We start from the raw sequence: 19,074 nt of genomic DNA, 5'->3' as shown, positions 1-19,074 counted from the left end.
CACATGGCTTGTACAAGTAGTCCCATTAGGGTTATGCCATGGAGGATAAACTATTTGGAGGAATGATATATGACAAATTTGCCTAAAGTCACTGTGCGTGATTTAGCTGAATCTGGTGTACATTTTGGTCACAAAATTAGTCGCTGGAACGCAAAAATGGCTCCATACATATATGGAGTGCATCAAGAAAATCGTATACATATAATTGATTTGCGAAAAACACTACCATTGCTACAGGTGGCCATGAAGGCTTTATATGACGTTGCATTTCAAGGTGGTCGCATTCTATTTGTTGGTACAAAGTTTCAAGCTTTTGATATTATTGCAAGTGAAGCGATTCGTTGTGGTCAATATTATGTGAATCATCGTTGGCTTGGTGGTATGCTTACTAATTGGGGCACTGTTTCTTCTTCGATAAAAACCTTGATGCAATATGAGAAAATATTAAATGACGAGGATAGCATTTTAACAAAGAAAGAATTGGGAAACATTGAAAAGAAAAAGCAAAAGCTTGATAAGGCGCTTGGCGGTATTAGAGAAATGGGAGCAATTCCTGATATCTTATTCATCATTGATACTAATAAAGAGCATATAGCGGTTAAGGAGGCTAAGAAGTTAGGAATTCCAATAGTTGCAATACTTGATACTAATTCTGATCCAGATGGTATTACTTATCTAATACCTGGAAATGATGACTCAAGAAAATCAATAGAGCTCTATTGTAAATTAGCTACCGACTCTATATTAGCTGGAATAGAGTCTAGTCTAGCAAAATCTGGAGTTAAGATTGATGATATAAGGGGTGATGAGTTTATTCAAGAAAAAGAAGATGGTATTGTGCAAACTAAAAGGAGACGTAGTAAAGTTTACAAAGAAGAAGAAAGGGAGGTAGTAACAAATGAAGATGAATCCAGATGATATAAGAGAATTACGTGATAGAACAGGGCTTGGCTTAAGTGACTGTAAAAAAGCATTAGAAGAATGTGATGGTGACATTAAGAAAGCCGTTGATAAGTTACGTACAATAGGTCTTGCTAAAGCTGACAAAAAATCTGATAGAGTAGCTTCAGATGGGCTCGTTGCTATGTGTTTGACTGAAAATTGTGGTGTATTGATTGAACTCAATTGCGAAACCGATTTTGTCGCAAGGAATGAGAAATTTATAGAGTTAGTTTTAAATTTAGCATCAATTGCTCATCAAGAACGCTGTACTAGCGTTGATGAGTTAAAAAATGCCAAGTATGAAAGCATTGGCACAGTGCAGGAAGCTATTATGAATGGTACGTCAGTTCTTGGTGAGAAGCTAGAGTTAAGCAAGCTTTGTTACTTAGAAGCTAAGGATGGAGTTATTGCTGGCTACGTACATGGTGATGTGTGTGGCTTAGGTAAGATTGGTGCTTTAATTGCATTTCAATCATCTGGTGATAAGGCGAAGCTACAAGAGATTGGGAAACAAATAGCTATGCATGTAGTTGCTATGAAGCCTGAAGCTTTGTCTATAGATGATTTAGATCAAATGAAGTTGAACAACGAACGTTCTATAATTGAAGAGCAAGTGAGGAGCTTAAATAAACCTGAAGAAGTAGCAAAAAAAATAGTAGATGGACGAATGGCTAAGTACTATGAAGAAGTTGTTTTACTGGAGCAAAAATTTATAAAGGATGATAAGATGAAGATTTCTGATTTTATAAAATCAAGCGAGTTGAGTGCTGTTAAACTCTCTAATTACAAGTTACTTGTTTTGGGTGATGCAGATTAAATAGCAAAAAATGTTTATTTCAACAAATGAAAAAAGCGAAATAAAATATTCCAGGGTGTTATTTAAAATCTCTGGTGAGGCTTTGATGGGATCAAAGCAATTTGGTCACGATATGGAGACTATAGGTGAGTTATCTAAAGGCATAGTTGAAGTTTGTAATCTTGGAGTTCAGGTATGTATTGTTGTTGGTGGTGGTAATATCTTTCGTGGCACATCTGCGTCTTTAAGTGGTTGTGAAAGAGCAAGCAGTGATTATATTGGAATGCTTGCAACTATAGTCAATGCTTTAATTTTACAAAACTTTTTAGAAAAAAATTTAGTAGCTTCTAGGGTATTATCTGCAATACCCATGGCCACTGTATGCGAACCTTACATCAGAAGGAAAGCTATTCGTCATTTAGAAAAAGGTAGAGTGGTAATTTTTGCAGCAGGCACAGGCAACCCATTTTTTACTACAGATACAGCTGCAGCCTTACGTGCTGTTGAAATGAATTGTGATGTTATTCTAAAGGGTACGCAAGTAAATGGTGTATACTCCGCTGATCCGAAAAAAAATGAGGATGCTGTAATGTATGATAGGCTTTCTTACACGGATTTATTGACTCGTGATTTAAAAGTTATGGATGCATCAGCAATTTCACTTGCTCGTGAGAATTCTATTCCAATTATAGTTTTTTCTTTGAAGGGAGAAAAAATAGTCAATATTATTAAGGGTCAAGGTACTTATACTATAGTTTCAGATTGTAAACAGTAGGTAATTTATGTTAAATGAAATAAAAGCTAAAACAAAAGAAAGAATGCTAAAAACTATTCAGTCCTTTCATGATGATATTAAAGGCGTACGCACTGGTAGAGCTAGTGCATCTTTGCTTGATGGTATAGTTGTAAACATCTATGGTGGGCATCAAAAGTTAAATCAAGTTGCAGGCGTTTCGGTTATAGATAACAAAACCCTATCAATTAAAGTTTGGGACATTAGTGTTGTAGGTGAAGTGAAAAACGCTATATTAAATGCTAACCTGAATTTAAATCCTGTTGTCGAGGGTAGCACCATACGTATAGCTCTTCCGGACTTGACACAAGAAACCCGTGAAAAATTAGTGAAATTATTGCATCAGTTTGCTGAAAATGCACGGATTGCCATTAGAAATATACGTAGAGATATTATGGAAGAAACAGAAAAAATGAAGGAAAATAAAGAAATCTCAGAAGATGATTTTCATGGTGCTAAGAAGGAAATACAAAATATTACTGATGATAATATAAAAAAGATTGATGGTGAATTGTCCATCAAAGAAAAGGATATACTGAATCACTAAATGATATGGAGAAAGCTTACATGGCAAATGATGTCATTCCAGTGTTTGACACTGGAATCCAGTCTTTACTATACAACTATCTGATGCACTTGTTTGAAATCAAATTTCCTGGATCCCAGTGTCGGAGCACTGGGATGACACCAATTTTGCATTCAAGTATCAACTATTGGTGTCACTACAGTAACTCTCTTCCTGTCATGCAAGTAGCTGACACCTTCCAGGTGTCCATTGAAATCCAAAAAATTTCACTCAAGTCAAAATTAGGTTAAATTTAAATGTTGAATCAAGAATCTTTACCGAAACATTTAGCAATTATTATGGATGGTAATGGTAGATGGGCGAACAATCAAGGAAGGGTAAAAATTGATGGTTATAAAAAGGGCAGTGAAGTTGCATACGATATTGCCAAGTATTGTACGGACTTAACTATACCCTACTTAACTTTGTATGCATTCTCTATGGAGAATTGGCTTAGACCTAAAAACGAAACTGACTGTCTATTTGATTTATTTTACTCCGTTTTAACTAATGAAGATAAAGTCAATTTCATTTACAATTGTAACATTAAGTTGAATTTTATTGGCAATTTAAGTCTGTTACCCAGTAAAATATTGGATCAAATTAAAAAAGCAGAAGAAATGACACATAAGAACGATGGTTTATTACTCACTGTGGCAGTCAGTTACGGAGCAAAGCAAGAAATTACACAAGCTATAAGCAATATTATAAAAGAAAATATTGCTTATGTATCAGAAGAGGAATTTGAAAAATTTCTGTATACTAAAGATTTGCCAAAATTGGATTTATTAATTCGCACTGGCGGCGAAAAAAGGTTAAGCAACTTTTTATTATGGCAAGCAGCTTATGCTGAATTGTATTTTTGTGATACTTTATGGCCTGATTTTTCTTGTCAAGATTTGAGTAAAGCATTAGAAGATTATACAAAAAGAGAGAAAAAATATGGTAGATAATAATTTTATAATTAGAATGTTGTCCTCAATAGTAATATTATTCATATTTTCCTTTGCTACATATTTCAGTGATTTATCGTTTTACCTATTGATTTTTTCGATAGCAGTTTTATCTTCTTTTGAATGGTATAATCTAACCCAGGGAAACAAAATTTTATACGTTTTTGCATTATTATTGATTGCACTACCAAGCGCCTCATTAATATATTTATATAATCTACCACAGGGAAAATACGCATTAGTATGGTTCGTCTTAACCATTTGGGGAATTGACGTTACTGCCTACCTGTTTGGCAAGAATTTTGGTGGAGCTAAAATTTGCCCAATTATTAGCCCTGGAAAAACTTGGGCAGGACTTCTTGGTGCGATTTTAGCTGGAGTAGTGTGCACAATTTTTGGATCAATATTTTTTGGTCTATTTTCAATTTTTTATTCTCCAATCATTGGCCTTGCAATTGCTATTCTAGCGCAACTTGGCGATTTCACTGAGTCGCTTGTTAAAAGAGCTTACGGTGTTAAAGATAGTGGAAATATGATACCTGGCCATGGGGGAGTGCTCGACCGTATGGACAGTTTCATTTTTACTGCCCCTCTTATTGCTATTTACATAAGCTAAGTCTGCAGAAGTGCCATTAGAGCTCATCCCTAGTCAGCTCCCCAACCGCTTCTACAGTGCAGTCATGGACAAACGTCTTTTCACAATAAGGGCAGGCTATTTCCTCTTCTTCTCCCATATCTAAATATATTAATGGATGGCCGGAACCCTCATCATTCTCATCACCATGACAACAAACTTTTCTATTATTAACCCTCACTTTTGACATGCTGCTCCTTTAGCTTATAACATTTTATATATTGAATATACCCATTCAGAAATAAAAAACAACAAGCACTATTCTCCATTTTTTATCCTATTCAGGTTAATCAATTCGTTTTGAACACCTTTTGATACAAATTTGCTAACATCTTCTCCTAATCTTGCTATTTCCTTTACAAAGCTTGATGAGATAAATTGAGTATCTTCAGAAGCAGGAAGAAATATGGTTTCGATTTCAGGAAGAAGTTTATAATTTACCCAGCTCATTTGAAACTCGTAATCAAAATCCGATACTGCTCTTAATCCCCTAATAATAACAGAAGCATTCTGCTCTTTGGCAAACTTCACTAGCAACCCATTAAAAGATATAACATCTGCATCAATTCCTAGCCCTTTGATTTCATTTTCAGCCATGCTTGTGCGTAGCTTTGTGTCAAAGGCAGTATGCTTATTAACGTTTTCTGCAACTCCTATTATTAATTTATCGACTAGTTTACACGCTCTTTTGATTATGTCAAGATGCCCAAAAGTTATAGGGTCAAATGTGCCAGGGTAGATTCCTATTTTGTCATTAATGTTCATCCTTTATTTTTATAAACTACTTTAAAAACTTTTGATAGACATAATAACATTTTTTATCTAAAAATAAAAGTATACAGTTGGCCTGATAGCTCAGTTGGTAGAGCAAAGGACTGAAAATCCTTGTGTCGCTGGTTCGATTCCTGCTCAGGCCACCTTCTCTTTCTTGGCAAACTTGCCTTTTTGTTATAAAATACTCTATATCGTAATATAAATATTAGGGAGGCAAGTCATAGTATATAAATATTATAATAAACTATTTAATATCTTATTAATTATAGTTCTATTATTAAGCAATATTACTTATGCTGGCGTTAGTGAAAAACCGGCATCTCAACATGTAACCAGAAAAGAAGAACCAGCGTCAACTGTCTTGACGGCAGAAAATACAGTAAATAATGACATAGTTGTTGGTTTGTTGAAAACGGAAGAAGCACATGAGCTTGGGCTATCTCAAAATATCTACGAGATGTTTAATAACTTTGGAGTTAAAACCGTACTCATTGACTACAATAAAATAATTAACTTAAAAGAAATCCAAGAAAAGTCGCTTATCTTTGCAAAACAAGATGAAACATTGGCAAAGAAGCTAACATTAGACCGAATAAAAGTTGAAGTTGCAAAGTTTGTTAAAGAGCACAAAATAAATAGAATATTTATTCCGGATAATTTACACTCAGCACCCACTCCTTGTCGCCAGCTTGTTACTGAAGCAATTGTAAAAATAGTGGATGATAACCCTGCAATTCATTTACTTGGCATATGTGAAGGCATAATGAATGCAAAGGGAATTGAAGTAGTGAGTGTTGTGAGTGATGAAGAGAAGCAAAGATCTCATTTAAAATCAGCACCTAATCCACAGAAAGAGGATGTACCTCTCCAGCAGATAAAGATCGTTCCAAATAGTCGTTTAGCAGAAGTAGTAGCCAAATTCCTAATACCTAATGAAAATGGCTGGTTTTCAACATATTTTCCAGATGCTCATTCAGGAGCAGTAAGTAATACACCAGAAAATAGAAGAAAATTGGAGTCACTTGGATATAAAGTTGCAGCATTTTCCAGTGAGGGGGTAATAGAGGCTATTGAAGATAAGCATGGTAATGTTCACTTTCAAAGTCATCCAGAAGCCCTTGTTGTGAAGTCAGATAAAAACCTCTATTTATCAAATCACAAGGAACGTCAAGTGTCTACACTAGTTGCTATAGCGATTATGAATGATTTTCTTTATCGTGCTTAATGGCTATAGCTTTAGGCTTACCGACGATTTGATAAACGATAGATTTGTCATGTATCCGTTCAGGCAATGGCGTCAACTTAAGGAAAAATATCAGCGATAGTGTATAAAATTTCTCTCCAAATTTTTTATCATTAAATTATCCAAAGAGTGCAAGGGACAGCACTTTTGTTTCTATTTTATTGCAACAAAAAAGTTTAAAATGTGTCTTTTTTAGGTGAGGCATGCAAAAAGGAAAAGATCTTATCTTACAAATTAAAAATGCAATATACTCGAAAACTTTTCAGAAAATCCATTGTGTTGAGTTTTACACGAACAAGAAAACTTCCTTTTTCGACAGTATTTTCTATGATTTTAAAGTTAGTTAAAAAAAGTTTGGGAATAGAATGTGAACTTATGGAGCCATTGACATGTACCCTCAAAGCAAGCTTTTTCTAAAGCAAGGTATAAGATTTGCCATACAGGCTTTCAAGAATTTAAGCATCCAAACAGCCTATCAGGATGAACCTGAGTTGGAGAGGCTATAGACTTATTGCAGCAGATGGTTCTGGTATGAGATTACCTAGCTCTGGGGAAATTGTATCCGAGTTTGAACCAAATGGAAACTGACCTTACCCAGAAAAAGTGGAGAGAAAGTTTGGAATGTTTTTCACAAAGAGAATGATGAATCAAAATGCTCAGGAATGCAATAGTTATAGCTCTTTCCACAGAAGTCCGGATATGATAAGATTAAGGATAGATGGCGATAAGGAGGTTGGATGCCGGCAGCATATAGTTATGATTTAAGAAAAAAAGCAATGGAAGCACTAGACGAAGGGGAAAGCAGAGAAGCAGTGGCAGCAAGATTTAAAATTGGACGAACTACTTTGTGGGAGTGGCAGCAAAGAAAAAAAGAAACAGGCGACTTTCAGTCAAAAAAACTCGGTAATGGAGGTTACAATCAGAAAATTATCGACTGGAATAAGTTTATCGAATTTGCTAAAAAACACGGTAGAAAAACTCTGTCGGAAATGGCTAAACTTTGGGGCAACGTTAGTATCCAAACGATCCACCGAGCTCTCAGAAAAATTGGATTTACGCGCAAAAAAAGACATATGGATACAAGGAAAGGAACGAAGAAAAACGTGCTGAATTCTTAAAAATTATAGCAACAAAAGAACCAGAAAACTTAGTGTATATAGATGAGTCTGGGATTGATAACACGGAGGACTATCCATATGGGTATTGCCAGAAAGGACAGCGATTTTATGCCCTAAAATCTGGAAAAAAAACTCAACGAATCAGCATGGTTGCAGCCTTAAGTAGAAGAAAGATAGTTGCTCCATTAACATTTGAAGGCCACTGTAATATGGATATTTTTAATGGATGGTTTGAGCAATTTTTGGCACCGATCTTAGAACCTGGACAAACTGTCATTCTTGATAATGCTACTTTTCATAAGTCTGATAAGCTTATCAAGCTCGCTAAAGGAGTCGGTGCAGAAATTTTGTATCTGCCGCCTTATTCTCCAGATTTTAACAAAATTGAGCATCATTGGTTTGCTATAAAAAACAGAGCCAGGAAAAACATTCCTCTATTCGAATCCTTTCGTCGTGCTGTTGATTCTGCCTTCCTATGACCTATTCGGACTATTATGAGAAATGCTATAATAGTGACGTTGTTTGTTATAAAAAATTTCTATGTATTCAAATATTGCAGTTCTAGTTTGTTGAGCAGAGTGTTGTGAAGTATCAATAAGTATTTCTCTTTTCAATGAGCTAAAGAAGCTTTCCACAACAGAATTGTCGTAACAACAACCTTTATGACTCATCTATGTTTTTTATGGATAAGAGATATTGATAACCTTGCAAAGTATATTGTGAACCTTGATCACTATGTAATAGTAGATTTTTGGCAGGTTTACGCTTGTTAACGGCCATTAATAAAGAGTCCATAACCAATTGTTTATTTATTGAACTGCTCATTGACCAGCCAACTACCATGCGTGAATATAGATCGATTATTGTTGCCAAATATAGCCATCCTTCTTTGGTTTTTATATAAGTAATCCCATACTTTATTTGGTTGATCGACAATAAAGTTTTGGTCTAATATATTGGGAGCTACTGTCCGTTTGTTGTTTCTTAATTTTAAATTTTCTTCTCAATATAGCCTGAATACCATTTTTCTGCATAATACTTTGCACTGTTTTTAAGTTGCAACTTTTACCCAAAGCCTTTAATTCAGCATGAATTTTAGGAGCTCCATATCTACATTTAGAAGCTTGATATATTTTTTGAATATCTGCTAATATAGCCTTTCTTATAATAGTCCGAATGCGATAAGATATGTGTTTATGGCTATAGCAGGCCAGTAGCATATTACGGTCTGTTCGGATTATTGTAAAAAGAGCTATAACTCTTTATTTGCTGATTCTCTACTGCTTATTTTCCTTGTAGTCCACTTATAGTAGCCACTAGCAGAAAACCCTACATAATTCCTGCACTTTATAGTGTTTACTATGCTCTTTTATGAAAAAATATTTTACTCTTTTTGACTGGCCAGGGCTTTTTTTAAAATGTCTCTTTCTCTTGTTACTTTTGCTAACTCTTTCTGTAAATCAAATCTCTCTTTGTCATAAGGTGCTACATCTGGAAATGCATTTGCCGCTGACTTTTTTTCGTTATATTTCTTCATCCATTTTCCTAATACACTATCCCTTATTCCTAGATCTCTTGCTACTTTTGCAACTGGTTGACCTACCTTTCTTTGTTCATTTGCCAGCTTAACAGCTTCCAATTTGAATTCTGCCGTATATTCTCTTGCCATTTCTAATCCTCCAAAATTTTATTTTACCCGAAAAAACTCCTTTCTTTCTCTCCACTTTTTCTGGGTAAGGTCAGTATGGGAAAAGGTGAAAGATGTACTAAAAAACCCAGAGATGATAAAAAAGGAATACCAACGTAGAGTATTAGAAAATAAAAATGATGAATCATCAGAGAAAAAGTTTGCAAGAAGAGAAAATCAAATAAAAGAAGGTATCGAAAAATTAATGGAAGATTATTATAGTCAAGAAAATGCAGGAGAGAAAGGATATATAAGCGAGGAAGAATTTAAACAGACAATGAGAAAAATGAAAGAACGCTTACAAGGGATAGAAGAAGAGAAAAAAAAGGTAGTTGATCAGAAGGCAGTAGAAAAAGGAATAAGTCTTATTATAAATAGCATAAAGAATTTTTATTCTAGTGTAAAATCGAACCTGGAACAGCTAGATTGGCAAACTAAGCGCGGCATTATTAAAGCATTAATAGGACAAATTAACATTGGTTGTGATCAGGTAGAAGTAGGATTTCAGATCGAAGAACCAGCACAGGATGGGGGAATTCTTAATTTGTATCATTGTACTACACATCATAATAAGGGGGTTGGCAAAATGTGTCAAGCAAGTTTTTTCGTTTCTATAAATCTGGATTTCAGCGTTATGCGCTGGAATGACAACGTGAGGTAAATTTTTCAACATCCCAAAATTACAGAATTCAGTCTGTTTAATTAAGTGTGAACTGTTACACGAAAATTTTGTAAACAGATTAATATACCCTGTTTTTGCTATTCATCTAAAAATGGAACCATAGAGTACGTTGAGGAGCGTAAGCAAATTTTAATGCAAAAATTACTATCAAAAAATAGATTATGCAAGAGGTCTAATTATTCTGCCGCAATTTTGCTCTATCACACTTGCCACATTTAATATTCCAGCTTCATCATAATAATTTCCAATCACTTGCAAGGCAAGTGGTAAACCCTCATTGGAGAGCCCAACAGGAACAGAAATAGCAGGCAATCCTGCCAGACTTGCCGGCACAGTAAACACATCATTGATGCACATAATTAGCGGATCTGGCTTTTCATTTAAGCCAAAAGCTTCTGTTGGAGCAGATGGCACAAGTATGTAATCTATTTTTTCAAACGCTTTTATAAAATCATTTCTGATTAATGCCCTGATACACTGTGCTTTTTCGTAATATTCATTGTAATGACCTGAGGAAAGCGCATAAGCGCCAATTAAAATTCTTCTTTTCACCTCTTTACCGAAACCTTCTGCTCTTGTTAGTGAATACATTTCTTCAAGGGTATCAGCATCAACCCTGAACCCATAACGCACACCGTCATAACGAGCAAGATTGGATGAAGTTTCAGCAGAACAAATTAAATAATAGACTGGTATTGCATATTTAGTATGTGGCAGAGTAACGTCAACAACTTCAGCGCCATTTTCTTTTAAATAGGAAGCAACTTTCTCCCAATTATGGACTATTTCCTCTGAAATTCCATCCATCCTATATTCTTTTGGTATACCAATACGCTTACCCTTGACATCACCATTTATAAAGCTAGAAAATTTAGGCACTGGCTTTTCGCTTGATATTGAATCTTTTGTATCATAGCCACAGATTGCTTCCAGCATTAATGCTGAATCAGAGACAGAACGAGTAATGACTCCTGCTTGATCTAGAGAACTCGCAAATGCAATCATACCAAAACGCGAGCATCTTCCATAAGTTGGCTTTATTCCAACCACTCCACAATAAGCTGCTGGTTGGCGCACAGATCCACCGGTGTCACTCCCTAGTGCTCCAGCGCATAAAAATCCAGCCACCGATGCTGCAGATCCACCAGATGATCCACCAGGAACAACTTTTTCCCCATCGCTTTTTCTAATCCACACATTTTCAACAGGGCCAAAATAGCTATTTGTGTTCGCAGAACCCATAGCAAATTCATCCATATTAAGCTTACCGAGCATGGCTGCTCCACTTTTTAAAAGCAAGTCAGACACCGTAGATTCGTAAGTCGGAACGAAATTTTCCAGCATTTTTGAGCATGCTGTTGTTTTTATTCCTTTTGTACAGAATAGATCTTTGATGCCAACTGGTACACCCATGAGCGGCGAGATTAAATCATCCTTTTGCCTAGAGAAATGTTCATCTGCAGCTTTAGCAGCTTTCATTGCTATCTCTGGGGTTTTTGTTATAAATGCATTTAATTTCTCATTTTCAACCGCACTGATGTGCGCCTCTACGAGTTCAACGGCAGAAAAACTCTTTTTTTTGAGCCCGTCATGCATTTGTGTAATACTTAACTTTCTTAGTTCATTCATCAATATTTAATTTTTAGCAAGACGTTAATTATAACATGGCACGATAAAAAATCCATACATTTATAGTTACAGCTAGAAATGTAGCTAAGGTAACTTAGATTCACCGACAATCGTCATCCCGCTACTTGTTAGCGGCTAAGAGATACCACAGCGGTATGACGTAGAAGCTATACTTTTATACTCACCAACTCAGTATCCAATCCGGATTGTATCTTAAAAAGGTCAAAAGACTATAATAAGCAAAGGAGTGATACTGTGTCTGAGTGAAAATCGTTGAGATCCCAGTGTCTGCTGCTTGCATAGCATTTATTTACAAAAAAATAGTCATGCAAGAGACTTTGCTTGGATATTTGATATAATTTAGGTCTATTAAAGCAAAAAATACTAACATGAATGAAGTGATAACATTTGGTTGTCGTCTAAATTTTTACGAGAGCGAGTTAATCAAAGAAGCATTAAAAAAAGCAAAGAGAGAAAATGTTGTTGTGGTGCATAGCTGTGCAGTGACAAACGAAGCAGAACGTCAGGTAAAGCAAAAGATACGTAAGATTTACAAAAATGATCCAAATAAAGAAATTATCGTAGTTGGTTGTGCTGTTCAGTTGGATCCAGAAGTTTACAGTAGCATTCCTGGTGTAAGTAAAGTGCTCGGTAATCAAGATAAGCTAAAAGCTGAAAATTACTTACTAAATGACGATAAAATCTTGGTCAGTGATAACCAAGTAGAACCTGTTCTAATTAATGGATTTGAAGATAAGTCAAGGGCATTTATTGAAATTCAAAATGGTTGTAATCATAGCTGCACATTTTGTTCAATTACTGAGGCAAGAGGGAATAATCGATCTGTGCCAATAAACAGTATTATAGAGCAAATCAGGATCTTTGTAGAAAATGGATATCAAGAAGTAGTGTTTACAGGGGTTGATATTACTGACTTTGGTACAGATTTGTTGGGTAAGCCATCACTTGGTTCAATGATTAGGAGAGTTTTAAAGGATATACCAGAGTTGAAGAGGCTAAGACTTTCCTCTATCGATATTGCTGAAGTTGACGACGAATTAATGGATTTAATAGCTAATGAGTCAAGACTTATGCCTCATTTACATTTGAGTCTACAATCTGGTAATAATTTAATACTAAAGAGAATGAAGCGTCGTCACAACAGAGAACGAGTGATAGAATTTTGTCATAAAATGAAGAGCTTGAGGCCTAATATAGCATTTGGCGCTGATATTATTGCTGGATTTCCAACAGAAACTGATGAAATGTTTCAGGATACAGTTGATTTACTGAAAAAAACAAATATAGTTTACCTACATGCTTTTCCATATTCAGAGCGGAAGAATACACCTGCTGCACGAATGCCACAAGTACCAGAGAATGTGCGTAAAGAACGAGTAAAAAATTTAAGAGAAATGAATAGAGAAATGATGAGTAGCTTTTATCAATCTTTGATAGGCACTGAACAAAGTGTTCTGGTTGAGCAAAATCATATCGGTAGAGCAGAAAATTTTGCATTAATAAAGCTTGAATCAAGAGCGCAAGCTAAAAGTATTGTGAAAGTTAATGTTACAGGCGTAGAGAATAATTATTTAATTGGAAATACTCTTTCTTAATTTTTGTACATTAAAGAAATATATGATATGATGGTTATACTATAAATGATAATTATGGGTTCATTTGTGATAACTAAAAGATCTATTACTTTATTTTTGATTTTAATTTCATGTGTCTATTTTTTTATTACTTATATCGGTAATTATGTACACGTTGAACAAGTTATTGGAACACAACTCTTAAAACTAGAAACGGACAATAATGAAGATGTAATGCATTCTAAAGAGGTTAATGAAAAAGAAGTACTAACAGAGGATTTAAAATATCAAGAACCTGAAAATAGTCCTATTGAACAACCTTCTATTCTCCAAGTAGCTGATCAGAAAAATATGTGGTCACGTATTGCAGATCAAGCTGAGCCTACAAAAGAAAAATCAAAAAAACTTGATTTTTATGTTAGCGCTAACGGTGGTAAGGTATACCATGATAATTCAGAAACATTTGTAAAGGGTATACAAGAAATAGGAAAAAGAGTCCTAACTTTAGTTGAAAGTCATTATGGTTTTATAATAAAAAATATAGTGGCAGATGAAATTAAAAGTATACAGCAATTTGATGGTAAAATTGATTTCCAGTGGTTTAGCAGCATGTCTTTAGGTTACTATGCTGGAGAAAATGGTAAAATTGATTTTGAAGCCGCGTATTCTATAGCCAATATTGAAGATAGTAATTCTCCTCCGGTATTTGATAAATCAGCAAGTATATTTGCGTTTTTGTTAAACTTCTATTATAATCCCAGCGTTCAGGATACACAATTTGCTCCGTACATCGGTCTTGGTATAGGACCAACAGTTTTTAGATTAAAAAGGATTAATGGGTCACCCCAAAATTCAATGCCACTGAATGTTCCTTGGTTTGCTTATCAAATAAAACTTGGTGTTGATTATTCAATAATCCCAGAAATCAAAACCTTTCTCGGCTATCGTTACTTTAGCGTTCCGATACCTGTTGCAGATGACATATCTACTCACAATATTGAAGTTGGTTTGATATTTAATTTTTAGTGATAATTTAATATATATATAAATTCTTATCTTTTCTATCTAACAAACCAAATGTTGGTACGATTGTTGCTTTTAAAAAAATGACAGTTTCTACTGTTCTAATATTATTCGCTAGCCTTTTTGATTTCTGATGCAATAAGCTTTGCTTATCTTCTCTATGTTCTATAAGCCCGCCGATTACCATAATTTCACCGCTCTTAATTTTTAACATAGAGTTCATTTCTCTGATTTCAACAATTGGAATGTCGCTATTTAATTTCATTTTACTCTGCTGTGCGACGTACTCTATATCTGGATCTTTAGTGTAGCCGTTAATTCTTGATAAAGTTGGATGTATATCCATGAATATTTCACTAGTATCAATGTTAATGCTTGGGTGGATTATTAGCACAACACCTATTGGGACGCTATTCATCTTGGTAATTAAGGTCTGATTAGAGTTTCTAGTATCTTTTTGTATATCGGAAGTAAAATAAATATGGTTTTTAGTAAATGAAATCATCGCTTGCTGATTATTTATAGCATGTACTCTGGGGCTTGAAATTACAGTTGAAGTGCCAAATTTGTCTAAATTTTTTACTAAATCTCCTAGATCATTCGCACCAAAGTTCATTGCTAGGTTAATAATGGAGTTATCTTGATTTATTATAGACTTAGTTCCATCGTGTAAGTCATTTAAGTTCATACCAGAAAGGTATTTGTCATCTAGCACAACTTCAACTATTTTTGCCTCTATCATTACTTGAGAAGACGCTAACTTCTTAACCTTATTAATATATTCTTCAACAGCTTTGTGGATATCTTTTCTAGCATTCAAAATAATAACACCAGCTTCTCTGTTGGATGAGAGGAATTCGCCATCATCCACCCCGTTAACATCCATTATTGCATTCAAGCCTTTTTCTAATGAATTCCATAAGTCACTACTGTATTGAGACTTCATAACATTGTTATAGTCCCTATCAACGTTACTTCCATCACTGTTAGTAATATTGTTACTAATGACGAAACTGCTTTGAGCAGAATGTTGAATATTGATGAAGTCTACGTAATAATTTTGCGCGTATGGCAAGTCCTGCTCAATTCTAATTACACCATTACTTGTTGAATAGCGCAGTTTGGCGCTATTTGCTATACTCTGAATTACTTCATTTATATCCTTATCTTTTAGCTTTAAAATAATATTACCTGATATTTTTGGGTCCATATCCAAGTTAACGTCAGAAAGTTTTCCTATCTCAATCAGCAAATCTTTTACTGATACTTCTTCACTAACATTAATAGAAATAAGCTGATTACTGATTGTGAGATCGGGAAACTCTATTGGTAAAGGCATAATTTCTGGTATTGCCGATTCATTACTCTCCAAAGAGGTGTTATATTGTTGCAACGAATAATCGTGCTCACCTATATCATGATGATCTTCGTTGCCTATATTAGTAAGATGTTGCTTAGTAGGCAGGTGTGTGCAAGAAATAATGAAGAGGAGTATTAAGCATTTAAAAATAGCCATTAGAACAGCATATAGATCTATACTAATAGATTTCTATAAAAATATTAAAAATGTATTTAATCTCATTTTCATCGAGCAGATAATTGTCATATATTAGCTTTGGCTATGTATTTTTTGTATACTCTTCTTGTACTTAAATGTAGACCAGCATAGCCTTAGTTTTTTTATATATTTTACTTCTTTCTCTATATTTAATAATAGGCTTGAAAATAAATGGTAAGCCTATAATTGTTAGGCTTAGAGCTAGGGTTGAAAGTATACAACAGGCTTTGTGTTTACTATGTAGCTCTTTCAGGTAAAGCATCAAAAATCTACAAAATTTTTTGTAATTTTCTTCGATGTTTTTTTTGCTATGAGCCTTGCTAATGAACATATCTATTGCGGTATGACCGTTATTACACTTAATATTAAGGTCTGCACCTTTTTCTATTAACATCTGAGCTATATCAAAATAATCCTTTTGAACAGCAAGATGTAGAGGTGCAAAACCTTGTTGCTCACAAATGTTCATATTGGCTCTAACTTCCAATAACATTTTCACAATTTTTGTATGGCCTTTTTTAACTGCCAGTAGCAAGGGAGTTCTGTTACATTTAGTAACAGCATTAATGTTTACCTTAAGCTTCAATAAGAGCTTAACTGTTTTAGTGTTACCATTATGGCTAGCTTTATGCAGCCTAGCGTTACCATTAAAATCTTGATCGTTTGCTTCTATTCCCTTTAAAACAAGAAATGTTACCATTTTTCTATTATTATGCTCAATAGCGCAATCTAACGCATCAAAACCATGGTTGTTTTTTGTGCAAAAAAACTCTTTAAGTTTAATTTTATCGTTACTTGCTTGCTGTTTTTTTGCAATAAGTTTTACTATTTGCATTTTGTTGTTATACGCTGCTAGGAAAAGCGTAGTGTTATTTTCTGCATCTTTGGCTTCTATATTTGCACCTTTCTTTATCAGATATTCTATAATTTCTGCTCTGCTGTCATAATGTGCGGTGCATTGATAAATGGTTAAAAACAAAGGAGTACGAAAATTGTTATCTTCACATTCGAGATTTGCTCCGCTATCAATTAAAATTTGGACGCTTTTTTTAGAACCGTATAGTGAAGCTATATGAAGAGGAGTATAGCCCTCTTTGGCATCTTTTTCATTAATTTTTGCGCCTTTTGTTATCAAAAAATCTATTAATTCCGTGTCATCTTGTAGTGCAGCAAGGTGCAGTGGAGTGAATCCATTTTTATCCTTGGAATTAATTGTCAGTTGGTTAACAAAAAGTTTAGCAACTTTCTTGTGTCCATGCATAATGGCGTAATGCAGAGGGTTTCTATTTTCGTTGTCTACGACATTGAAATCAGCTTCGTGCTCTAGTAATGACTTTACTCCAACTAAATCGCCTTCTTTTGTGAACTTATGCAAGAGAGTGATTCCACTTGCATCTTTTGAGTTAATATCAAATCCATTTTCTACTAATTGGTTTATATCTTCCTCACGCGCCATATCACTTAAATCTCTAATTAAACTCTTTTCGCGTTAATAATACTCCTACTTGATTAAGTTTAAATGAATCTGTGAGAAATGGCTAGTGCATTCTTGCATAACAAACTTTTGGCAGCGCATTGGATGAAACGAAAAACTTACTTGACAAACTCCGCCAGCCCTCCTATCATGAAACTGAAGCTATTTATTTATCTTCGCAATCTCTGCAGTGGATTAATGACAAAAAACTTAATGTATTTGGCGTAAATCATGCTTAATTTTTTGCACTATGTGCACCTCATGTCTTTATAAAACTTTTAGGTTTCTACCTATACAAGCCGAAACGCGCTTATAAAGTGTTTAAGACAGTAAAAGACGTCAAATAGACAAGGGAGAATTTGAATACTAGCTACCCTAGGGTTTCTTTGCCTTTTTTTTTATTTGGTAAATTTCTTAACATTTATAGCTAAACGACAACTGTCATTCCTGTAAAGGTCAAGTATCCCGCTACTTGTTAGCGGGATCTAGAGATACCGTGACGGTATGACGTAGGATTGCTGTCATTCTGCTACTTGTTAGCGGCTGAGATACCGCGAATGAATCGCGGTATGACGGTTCGCGGTGGCATGACGATAAGCTCGTCATCCCGCTACTTGTTAGCGGCTGAGATACCGCGAATGAATCGCGGTATGACGGTTAGCGGCGGCATGACGTAGGATTGCTGTCATTTCGCTACTTGTTAGCGGCTGAGATACCGCGAATAAATCGCGGTATGACGGTTAGCGGTGGCGTGACGATAAGCTCGTCATTCCGCTACGTGTTAGCGGCTAAGAGATATCGCGGTGGTATAGCTATAAATTGTTGATATCTTTTTTATATCACATTTTTAACTTACAATAGTTAGCCAGCGTTCCTTACATTAACCAAATCTTTCAAATTCTGCACTCACCACTACCTATAACTCACTTTCACGCAATATTGATCGTTCTTAAAAAGCAATCTAACATTTTTTATTCCTTGATTGCGAAGCTTTGATGCAGCTGATTTAGCAGCCTGAGCACTTTTAAAAAATGCAACATATCCCTTACTTTCTGCACTGTCTTGTTTCGGGTGACGTTTCTGCATTTCTTTTTCATATTGCTTTCTGTAATGAGGAGTATTTTGTATCAATTGTTCTGACATCTTTCTTAGGTATTGAACTTTTACTTTTGCAAGCCCAGATTTATGAAATCCTAAGACTTGAGCTGCTTTTTCTGATAAGTCTATTATTCTGCCTTCAATAAAAGGCCCTCTATCGTTAACCCTTGTAACAAGCTTTCTTCCATTTTCTAAATTAGTGACAAGAACAAAGCAGGGTAAGGGCAAAGTCTTATGCGCTGCAGAGATCAAGTGACGGTTAAACGCTTCACCATTTGCTGTAAGTGTGCCATGATCTTCTATTCCATACCACGATGCTATCCCTATCTCTTCATAGTGTTTACAGTTTTTTGGGTGATAAGTTATACCATTTATTGTGTAGCTGCTGCCAATTTTATAATGACCTGCAGTGCAGTTAAACCTGTTGCTAAAACTGCAGCTACTTATCAAAACAAATATTAGACATAGAAAGGTTAGGTTTTTTATCATTGTATTCGGTAAGAGGGTTCG

The 19,074-nt window shown here is 34.9% G+C and carries 22 protein-coding genes, 1 tRNA gene and 1 pseudogene; 14 read left to right on the top strand and 10 right to left on the bottom strand.

What is annotated here, in order from left to right; translation table 11 throughout:
* Positions 1-69: 69 nt before the first annotated feature.
* Genes rpsB through AAGD90_RS03845 form a run of 7 tightly spaced genes read left to right on the top strand, consistent with a single transcriptional unit; the run spans position 70 to position 4,665 of the window.
* Positions 70-918, top strand: a complete 849-nt coding sequence (gene rpsB, locus AAGD90_RS03875) for a 30S ribosomal protein S2 (RefSeq protein WP_010962661.1) — start codon at positions 70-72, stop codon at positions 916-918.
* Positions 899-1,759, top strand: coding sequence for a translation elongation factor Ts (gene tsf, locus AAGD90_RS03870; protein WP_341821663.1), 861 nt, complete (start codon positions 899-901; stop codon positions 1,757-1,759). Before rpsB ends, tsf begins: the two co-directional genes overlap by 20 nt.
* Before the next feature lie 16 nt (positions 1,760-1,775).
* Positions 1,776-2,513, top strand: a complete 738-nt coding sequence (gene pyrH / locus AAGD90_RS03865; protein WP_410529992.1) for a UMP kinase — start codon at positions 1,776-1,778, stop codon at positions 2,511-2,513.
* Positions 2,514-2,520: 7 nt separating this feature from the next.
* Entirely contained in the window at positions 2,521-3,078 is a 558-nt protein-coding gene (gene frr, locus AAGD90_RS03860) for a ribosome recycling factor (RefSeq protein ID WP_010962658.1), read from the top strand.
* 5 nt (positions 3,079-3,083) lie between these two features.
* The gene (locus tag AAGD90_RS07220; protein ID WP_410529969.1) at positions 3,084-3,347 is read left to right on the top strand and encodes a hypothetical protein; all 264 of its coding nucleotides are present in this window, start codon (positions 3,084-3,086) and stop codon (positions 3,345-3,347) included.
* A 6-nt stretch (positions 3,348-3,353) separates the two neighbouring features.
* The gene (uppS, locus tag AAGD90_RS03850) at positions 3,354-4,049 is read left to right on the top strand and encodes a polyprenyl diphosphate synthase (RefSeq protein ID WP_006279327.1); all 696 of its coding nucleotides are present in this window, start codon (positions 3,354-3,356) and stop codon (positions 4,047-4,049) included.
* Positions 4,039-4,665 carry a phosphatidate cytidylyltransferase gene (locus tag AAGD90_RS03845; RefSeq protein ID WP_010082212.1) on the top strand — a complete coding sequence of 209 codons (627 nt, stop codon included), beginning with the start codon at positions 4,039-4,041 and terminating at the stop codon, positions 4,663-4,665. Before uppS ends, AAGD90_RS03845 begins: the two co-directional genes overlap by 11 nt.
* 16 nt (positions 4,666-4,681) lie before the next feature.
* Here the strand turns inward: AAGD90_RS03845 and AAGD90_RS03840 are convergent, their stop codons facing one another.
* A complete protein-coding gene (locus AAGD90_RS03840; protein ID WP_006279326.1) occupies positions 4,682-4,873 on the bottom strand; it encodes a zinc-finger domain-containing protein in 192 nt (63 codons plus the stop codon).
* 68 nt (positions 4,874-4,941) lie between these two features.
* On the bottom strand, positions 4,942-5,448 hold the full coding sequence (gene coaD, locus AAGD90_RS03835; protein ID WP_006279325.1) for a pantetheine-phosphate adenylyltransferase: 507 nt from the start codon (positions 5,446-5,448) through the stop codon (positions 4,942-4,944).
* A 79-nt stretch (positions 5,449-5,527) separates the two neighbouring features.
* On the opposite strand from coaD, the gene AAGD90_RS03830 reads away from it, so the two are divergent.
* The 4 genes and pseudogenes from AAGD90_RS03830 (at position 5,528) to AAGD90_RS03815 (ending at position 8,297) form a co-directional block, all read left to right on the top strand.
* Positions 5,528-5,600 (top strand) — tRNA-Phe (locus AAGD90_RS03830).
* Between the two features lie 218 nt (positions 5,601-5,818).
* The gene (locus AAGD90_RS03825) at positions 5,819-6,682 is read left to right on the top strand and encodes a gamma-glutamyl-gamma-aminobutyrate hydrolase family protein (protein ID WP_341821661.1); all 864 of its coding nucleotides are present in this window, start codon (positions 5,819-5,821) and stop codon (positions 6,680-6,682) included.
* A 221-nt stretch (positions 6,683-6,903) separates the two neighbouring features.
* Positions 6,904-7,282 (top strand): annotated as a pseudogene (locus AAGD90_RS03820) (IS4 family transposase); the annotation flags it as partial.
* A gap of 155 nt (positions 7,283-7,437) precedes the next feature.
* Positions 7,438-8,297, top strand: a protein-coding gene (locus tag AAGD90_RS03815; protein ID WP_156518142.1) for an IS630 family transposase whose coding sequence is annotated in 2 segments (ribosomal slippage) — positions 7,438-7,762 and positions 7,762-8,297 — 861 coding nt in all. Because the reading frame shifts where the segments join, the coding sequence is not laid out codon by codon here.
* Here AAGD90_RS03815 and AAGD90_RS07215 read toward each other — a convergent pair.
* The 4 genes from AAGD90_RS07215 to AAGD90_RS03805 form a co-directional block, all read right to left on the bottom strand.
* Complete coding sequence (locus AAGD90_RS07215; protein WP_410529968.1) at positions 8,292-8,489, bottom strand: IS3 family transposase; 198 nt, start codon at positions 8,487-8,489, stop codon at positions 8,292-8,294. The genes AAGD90_RS03815 and AAGD90_RS07215 overlap by 6 nt on opposite strands.
* Positions 8,479-8,691, bottom strand: coding sequence for a DDE-type integrase/transposase/recombinase (locus AAGD90_RS07210; protein WP_410529966.1), 213 nt, complete (start codon positions 8,689-8,691; stop codon positions 8,479-8,481). Before AAGD90_RS07210 ends, AAGD90_RS07215 begins: the two co-directional genes overlap by 11 nt.
* A gap of 44 nt (positions 8,692-8,735) precedes the next feature.
* Positions 8,736-9,038, bottom strand: coding sequence for an IS3 family transposase (locus AAGD90_RS03810; protein ID WP_341821660.1), 303 nt, complete (start codon positions 9,036-9,038; stop codon positions 8,736-8,738).
* A 164-nt stretch (positions 9,039-9,202) separates the two neighbouring features.
* Positions 9,203-9,487 carry a transposase gene (locus AAGD90_RS03805; RefSeq protein WP_038198869.1) on the bottom strand — a complete coding sequence of 95 codons (285 nt, stop codon included), beginning with the start codon at positions 9,485-9,487 and terminating at the stop codon, positions 9,203-9,205.
* 85 nt (positions 9,488-9,572) lie between these two features.
* Between AAGD90_RS03805 and AAGD90_RS03800 the strand changes: the two genes are divergently transcribed.
* Positions 9,573-10,166 (top strand): hypothetical protein, encoded by a 594-nt coding sequence (locus AAGD90_RS03800; protein WP_244226866.1) that lies wholly within the window; start codon positions 9,573-9,575, stop codon positions 10,164-10,166.
* 180 nt (positions 10,167-10,346) lie between these two features.
* On the opposite strand, the gene gatA is transcribed toward AAGD90_RS03800, so the two are convergent.
* Complete coding sequence (gene gatA, locus AAGD90_RS03795; RefSeq protein ID WP_010962643.1) at positions 10,347-11,816, bottom strand: Asp-tRNA(Asn)/Glu-tRNA(Gln) amidotransferase subunit GatA; 1,470 nt, start codon at positions 11,814-11,816, stop codon at positions 10,347-10,349.
* A 389-nt stretch (positions 11,817-12,205) separates the two neighbouring features.
* Between gatA and mtaB the strand changes: the two genes are divergently transcribed.
* Both mtaB and AAGD90_RS03785 read left to right on the top strand, forming a co-directional pair.
* Entirely contained in the window at positions 12,206-13,432 is a 1,227-nt protein-coding gene (gene mtaB, locus AAGD90_RS03790) for a tRNA (N(6)-L-threonylcarbamoyladenosine(37)-C(2))-methylthiotransferase MtaB (protein ID WP_341821657.1), read from the top strand.
* Positions 13,433-13,498: 66 nt separating this feature from the next.
* Positions 13,499-14,437 carry a P44/Msp2 family outer membrane protein gene (locus AAGD90_RS03785; protein ID WP_341821656.1) on the top strand — a complete coding sequence of 313 codons (939 nt, stop codon included), beginning with the start codon at positions 13,499-13,501 and terminating at the stop codon, positions 14,435-14,437.
* A gap of 7 nt (positions 14,438-14,444) precedes the next feature.
* Here AAGD90_RS03785 and AAGD90_RS03780 read toward each other — a convergent pair whose 3' ends face one another.
* The 3 genes from AAGD90_RS03780 to AAGD90_RS03770 all read right to left on the bottom strand — a co-directional run bounded on the left by AAGD90_RS03780 (position 14,445) and on the right by AAGD90_RS03770 (position 19,053).
* Positions 14,445-15,950, bottom strand: coding sequence for a secretion system protein (locus AAGD90_RS03780; protein ID WP_341821653.1), 1,506 nt, complete (start codon positions 15,948-15,950; stop codon positions 14,445-14,447).
* A 133-nt stretch (positions 15,951-16,083) separates the two neighbouring features.
* A complete protein-coding gene (locus AAGD90_RS03775) occupies positions 16,084-17,448 on the bottom strand; it encodes an ankyrin repeat domain-containing protein (protein WP_341821652.1) in 1,365 nt (454 codons plus the stop codon).
* Between the two features lie 930 nt (positions 17,449-18,378).
* Positions 18,379-19,053, bottom strand: coding sequence for a septal ring lytic transglycosylase RlpA family protein (locus AAGD90_RS03770; protein ID WP_209472799.1), 675 nt, complete (start codon positions 19,051-19,053; stop codon positions 18,379-18,381).
* Positions 19,054-19,074 lie beyond the last annotated feature (21 nt).

This window comes from Wolbachia endosymbiont (group A) of Ischnus inquisitorius (genome assembly GCF_964026985.1).
Lineage (GTDB): Bacteria > Pseudomonadota > Alphaproteobacteria > Rickettsiales > Anaplasmataceae > Wolbachia > Wolbachia pipientis.
Note: the sequence above shows the minus strand (reverse complement) of the source record. Positions and strands in the feature narration are given on the sequence as shown.

Excerpts from the sequence above, each read along its gene's own strand:
- AAGD90_RS07215 (WP_410529968.1), bottom strand. The coding sequence starts at position 8,489 with ATGAGTCATAAAGGTTGTTGTTACGACAATTCTGTTGTGGAAAGCTTC.
- gatA (WP_010962643.1), bottom strand. The coding sequence starts at position 11,816 with ATGAATGAACTAAGAAAGTTAAGTATTACACAAATGCATGACGGGCTC.
- AAGD90_RS03805 (WP_038198869.1), bottom strand. The coding sequence starts at position 9,487 with ATGGCAAGAGAATATACGGCAGAATTCAAATTGGAAGCTGTTAAGCTG.
- rpsB (WP_010962661.1), top strand. The coding sequence starts at position 70 with ATGACAAATTTGCCTAAAGTCACTGTGCGTGATTTAGCTGAATCTGGT.
- AAGD90_RS03810 (WP_341821660.1), bottom strand. The coding sequence starts at position 9,038 with ATGCTACTGGCCTGCTATAGCCATAAACACATATCTTATCGCATTCGG.
- AAGD90_RS03780 (WP_341821653.1), bottom strand. The coding sequence starts at position 15,950 with ATGGCTATTTTTAAATGCTTAATACTCCTCTTCATTATTTCTTGCACA.
- uppS (WP_006279327.1), top strand. The coding sequence starts at position 3,354 with ATGTTGAATCAAGAATCTTTACCGAAACATTTAGCAATTATTATGGAT.
- tsf (WP_341821663.1), top strand. The coding sequence starts at position 899 with ATGAAGATGAATCCAGATGATATAAGAGAATTACGTGATAGAACAGGG.
- mtaB (WP_341821657.1), top strand. The coding sequence starts at position 12,206 with ATGAATGAAGTGATAACATTTGGTTGTCGTCTAAATTTTTACGAGAGC.
- AAGD90_RS07220 (WP_410529969.1), top strand. The coding sequence starts at position 3,084 with ATGGAGAAAGCTTACATGGCAAATGATGTCATTCCAGTGTTTGACACT.
- AAGD90_RS03775 (WP_341821652.1), bottom strand. The coding sequence starts at position 17,448 with ATGGCGCGTGAGGAAGATATAAACCAATTAGTAGAAAATGGATTTGAT.
- AAGD90_RS03840 (WP_006279326.1), bottom strand. The coding sequence starts at position 4,873 with ATGTCAAAAGTGAGGGTTAATAATAGAAAAGTTTGTTGTCATGGTGAT.
- AAGD90_RS03770 (WP_209472799.1), bottom strand. The coding sequence starts at position 19,053 with ATGATAAAAAACCTAACCTTTCTATGTCTAATATTTGTTTTGATAAGT.
- AAGD90_RS03845 (WP_010082212.1), top strand. The coding sequence starts at position 4,039 with ATGGTAGATAATAATTTTATAATTAGAATGTTGTCCTCAATAGTAATA.
- coaD (WP_006279325.1), bottom strand. The coding sequence starts at position 5,448 with ATGAACATTAATGACAAAATAGGAATCTACCCTGGCACATTTGACCCT.
- frr (WP_010962658.1), top strand. The coding sequence starts at position 2,521 with ATGTTAAATGAAATAAAAGCTAAAACAAAAGAAAGAATGCTAAAAACT.